The sequence below is a fragment of the Aeromonas sp. HMWF014 genome, assembly GCF_963878295.1.
Classification (GTDB): domain Bacteria; phylum Pseudomonadota; class Gammaproteobacteria; order Enterobacterales; family Aeromonadaceae; genus Aeromonas; species Aeromonas popoffii.
Genome location: NZ_CAWNYS010000572.1, coordinates 1 through 3,796 on the forward strand (window position 1 = coordinate 1; position 3,796 = coordinate 3,796).

Sequence of the window (3,796 nt, forward strand, 5' to 3'; positions counted from 1 at the left end):
CTCGTGGGGCTCGGCACAGCGCACCGTCGCCACCAGAGCGTGATGACCGTAATCCCAGCTGGTGAGCGGAATATCCGCCTGCCGGCGCACCCAGGAGTGGGCGCCATCGGCGGCCACCACCAACTTGGCCGACAGGGCGCTGCCATCGTCCAGCAGCAGGAGCGAACCCGCCTCGCCACTTTGCAGGCTGGCGGCTCGGGCCGGGCTCAGCAGGCTGATGTTGCTCGCCCCCCCGTTACTGTCATCGAGAATCGCCTCCAGCAACGCCAGCTGAATGACCCGATTCTCGACGATGTGACCGAGCGCCGCCTGGCGCAGACCGGCGGCATCAAAGCCAATCTGGCCGAAGCTGTCTTGCTCCCACACCTGCATCTTCTCGTAGGGCTGCAGGCGGCGTGACTCGATCCCGGCCCAGGCGCCAACCTGCTGCAAGATGCGCTGACTGGCCAGACTCAAGGCACTGACCCGGTTGTCCGGCACGTCACCAAGCGCAGGATCGGGCAACTGCCCCTCCACGATGGCGATCTTGAGGCCGCTATCCTTGAGCGCGGCGGCGAGCCCCAGGCCTACCATACCGCCCCCAACAATCACCACATCCACGTTTTGCATCTGCATCATCTGTTCCTTTCGTGGCTGACCGTCGGGTCAGCAGGGGACGCCCGTTGGCATCAGCCCTTTCAATTCGCGTTTGACCGCTGCAGGGCGACGCACCTCATTTACTACGGCACACGTCAGCCACAAACCCCAGGGTACGGGAGGCCAGCGGCGCCTTGAGGCAAGCCAGCCGCCCCATCAGGGAGAGCGCCAGGTTGCGGCCCACCACCAACGGATCGTGGCCATTGGAGAAGAGCTGGGCCAGCGAGGAGGTGAGCCAGATGGTACGGGCCTGATCCTCCTTGCGCCGCTGCCAGTAACCGTTGAGCACAGCAAAGCTGCCGATGTCCTCCCCCACCGCGAGCGCGCCAGCAACCGCCTGGGCAAGCAGATCAAGATCGCGCATGCCGATGTTGAAGCCTTGCCCTGCGATGGGGTGCAGCAGGTGAGCGGCATTGCCCACCAGCACGGTGCGCTGAGCCAACGGATAGTCGGTGGCCGTCTGCACCAGCGGATAGACGTGACGCTGGCCGCATCGCTCGAAACGGCCGAGCCGCCAGCCAAACGCCTGCTGCAACCGGGCGAGAAAGGCGGTGTCATCCAGTCCCATCAGGTCATCCGTCTGATCCCGCCCGACGCTCCACACCAGGGAAGAGAGCCCATCCTGCATCGGTAGCAAAGCCAGCGGCCCCCCCTGGGTGAAGCGTTCGAACGCCCGCCCGGCAGGATCCACGGCGGTCTTGACCGTGGCGATGATGGCACTTTGCTCAAAGTCGTGACGAGTGACCGGCAGTTTGAAGTGCTGACGCACGAAGGAGTGACCGCCATCCGCCGCCACCAGCAGCCGGGTCTGGTAACGCTCGCCACTGGCCAGCACCAGGGTCACGCCCTCCTCAAGCGGCTCAATGGTCGAGAGTTGGGCCGGGCACCGCATATGGATGTGAGGACAGGTCGCCATTCCCTGTTGCAGTGTGATGCCGGCCGCCGACAGCTCGATCACCTGGCCGAGCGCAGGCAGTCCATATTCCGCCGCCGACAACCTGGCCTGGCCACAATGGCCCCGATCCGAGACATGGATCTGGGTGATGGGGGTGCAGTGAGGGGCGAAGCGAGGCCAGAGGCCGTGACGGGCCAGCGCATCACAGGTGCCCGCAGAGAGCGCAATGGCGCGGGCATCGAAGCCGGGATGGGCATTGAGCTCGGGGGCGCTCGCCTCCAGCAGCAGGATCTGCAGGGGCTCGCCGTCGGCACCTCGCAACGCGGCAAGAGAGAGCGCCAGCACGGCGCCACTCATTCCACCGCCGACGATAGCCACGTCGACATGAACCAGATCAGATTGAGACATGAGATGAGAGGAAGAAGCTGGAAACGTGGCCCCATGCTATCACAAAGCGGGGGGCCGGGATGCGAAGCCACGGGCAAAAAACGGCGTCACGACCATGATCTGGTTGAAAAAATGCCCGGCTTATCTCCATCAGGCCGGATAAAAGCAGAGCGCCACCAGGGCGCTCTGCGTTGTATTATGCTGTTTCTGTCGCAAGGGCCATCAGTGCAAGGTCGGCGGCGCGATCGGGGTATCGGGACGCTTGCCAAACTCCTCGAAGGTCATCATGACCCCCAGCCGTACATGCTCGTAGAGCACCAGGAAGGAGGCTTCGTTTTCGTCATCCTCCTGATCGAACTCGGCAGAGACCTGGGTGATGCTGGCGATGTCCTGGATCATCTCCTGCAACTCTTCGGACGCCCTGGAAAGCTCCTGCTGCACCACGCCAAACCCGGCCAGAAATGCCTGTGACCAGTCCACCAGCGAGTCGATACGCTCATCGAGCGGCGCCTCATCGCTTGGCAGCAGCAGCTCGACGCCCTTCTGGGCCATCAGGCTCTCGACTATCTCGTGATAGAGATCTGTCATCACCTGGCGCACCGGGGCCGGCAAGCCGAAACCGTCGTTGACCAGATCGTTGAAGGGCGGCAGCCAGCTCTTGTCATCCAGTGCCACGCCACCGCAGACGAGACCACAGATCACACCATGGGCCTCCACCGCCGTTGCCATCAGCTCATGCTGTTCCATCAGGTCGGCCACGGCCGTGTATTTCAGGGGGTTCGTTTTGCTCATCGAAGATCCGCTCAAAGTTCAGGCAAATATGCAAAATTAATGGTCAGGATCCTAGCATTCTCCCCCTTCCAGAGCCAGCAAGGCCTTGAAACTTCTGCATCTGCGCTATATAGTCCCGCCCAGTTGTCCACGTGGATAAAGGCGGAAATCAGCACCGCCGTATTGAGGAAGGCATGAGCACAGAGGCCGTAGAAATCGTCATTTTGGGACGTCCCTACAAGGTATCCTGTCCCTTGGGACAGCAGGATGCCCTGCGCCAGGCCGCCGACCAGCTGACTGACAAACTCATCGAGCTGCGTCAACGCTCAAAGGTCTCCAGCAATGAACAGCTGGCGGTGATGGCCGCGCTCAATTTTTGCCATGAGCTCTGCCTTGAAAAAGAGAAGAATCACCAATACTCTGAGACCATGGACAAGCGGATCAAGATGCTGCAACGCACCATAGAAGCGGCCTTGATCGAGCACGGACAGTATGGCGAATCCAGCGGCGAGGGCCTGCAGCCCTAATCGCGTACCGTTTTAAAATTCCCTGGGATGTTTGTCAGCCGGTTCAAGTCCCCGAGCCGATAATCATACCCACCAGGGGATCGGCCTTCTGGCTATTGCGCATGCTCGGCACGACCGAGAAGCCTGCGGTCAGATTCGATTCCCGCCTTGAACCTACGGTTCAAGGGCCCAAACCGGCAACGGCATCTCCGGGGTACCAACAGCAAAAAGCCCGTCATCCAGATGACGGGCTTTTTCTTTGCCTGCCGTTTACCAAGGCGCAGCGCATTCTTGTCTGCTCAGATTTCCCCCCGGTCGATGCCCACGCGGCACCGGCTATCGAGCCAATGACAAGCCCGCCAATGAGGGCAGGCTTGTCATTGTGACAGAAGACGATCAGACGGCCATCTGCTCGTGAGGCGAGCCGTGGTGGCGTAGCCAGGCAAAGCTCAGGGCCACCAGCAGGACCATGAGCGTCATGATAACCCCCAGGGTCACCTGCCCTTCCATCGGGAAGCAGGCTGCCAGCAGGGTGACTATCCCCGCCCCCAGGTTCTGCATGCCACCCAGGATCGCGCCGGCTGTTCCCGCCTGTCCCGGG

Annotated in this window: 4 protein-coding genes, 1 other RNA gene and 1 pseudogene; 2 read left to right on the plus strand and 4 right to left on the minus strand. The window is 61.9% G+C overall.

Annotation, left to right across the window (positions count from 1 at the left end; genetic code table 11):
• The 3 genes from AAC083_RS21970 to AAC083_RS21980 all read right to left on the minus strand — a co-directional run.
• Window positions 1-615 (minus strand): FAD-dependent monooxygenase (locus AAC083_RS21970; RefSeq protein WP_181364858.1); only part of this gene is annotated, 615 nt, incomplete at its 3' end.
• A gap of 97 nt (window positions 616-712) precedes the next feature.
• Window positions 713-1,939 (minus strand): 2-octaprenyl-6-methoxyphenyl hydroxylase, encoded by a 1,227-nt coding sequence (gene ubiH, locus AAC083_RS21975; protein ID WP_108537703.1) that lies wholly within the window; start codon window positions 1,937-1,939, stop codon window positions 713-715.
• A 201-nt stretch (window positions 1,940-2,140) separates the two neighbouring features.
• Window positions 2,141-2,710 carry a UPF0149 family protein gene (locus AAC083_RS21980; protein WP_042034443.1) on the minus strand — a complete coding sequence of 190 codons (570 nt, stop codon included), beginning with the start codon at window positions 2,708-2,710 and terminating at the stop codon, window positions 2,141-2,143.
• Window positions 2,711-2,883: 173 nt separating this feature from the next.
• Here AAC083_RS21980 and zapA point away from each other — a divergent pair, with 173 nt between their 5' ends.
• Both zapA and ssrS read left to right on the plus strand, forming a co-directional pair.
• Window positions 2,884-3,216 (plus strand): cell division protein ZapA, encoded by a 333-nt coding sequence (zapA, locus tag AAC083_RS21985; protein ID WP_042034444.1) that lies wholly within the window; start codon window positions 2,884-2,886, stop codon window positions 3,214-3,216.
• Window positions 3,217-3,232: 16 nt separating this feature from the next.
• Window positions 3,233-3,415, plus strand: a non-coding RNA gene (gene ssrS, locus AAC083_RS21990) — 6S RNA.
• Between the two features lie 176 nt (window positions 3,416-3,591).
• On the opposite strand, the pseudogene AAC083_RS21995 reads toward ssrS, so the two are convergent.
• Window positions 3,592-3,796, minus strand: a pseudogene (locus AAC083_RS21995) (multidrug efflux MFS transporter EmrD); the annotation flags it as partial.

What these genes read in the sequence shown, in the direction of transcription:
- ubiH (WP_108537703.1), bottom strand. Translation starts at nt 1,939, where the DNA reads ATGTCTCAATCTGATCTGGTTCATGTCGACGTGGCTATCGTCGGCGGT.
- AAC083_RS21980 (WP_042034443.1), bottom strand. Translation starts at nt 2,710, where the DNA reads ATGAGCAAAACGAACCCCCTGAAATACACGGCCGTGGCCGACCTGATG.
- zapA (WP_042034444.1), top strand. Translation starts at nt 2,884, where the DNA reads ATGAGCACAGAGGCCGTAGAAATCGTCATTTTGGGACGTCCCTACAAG.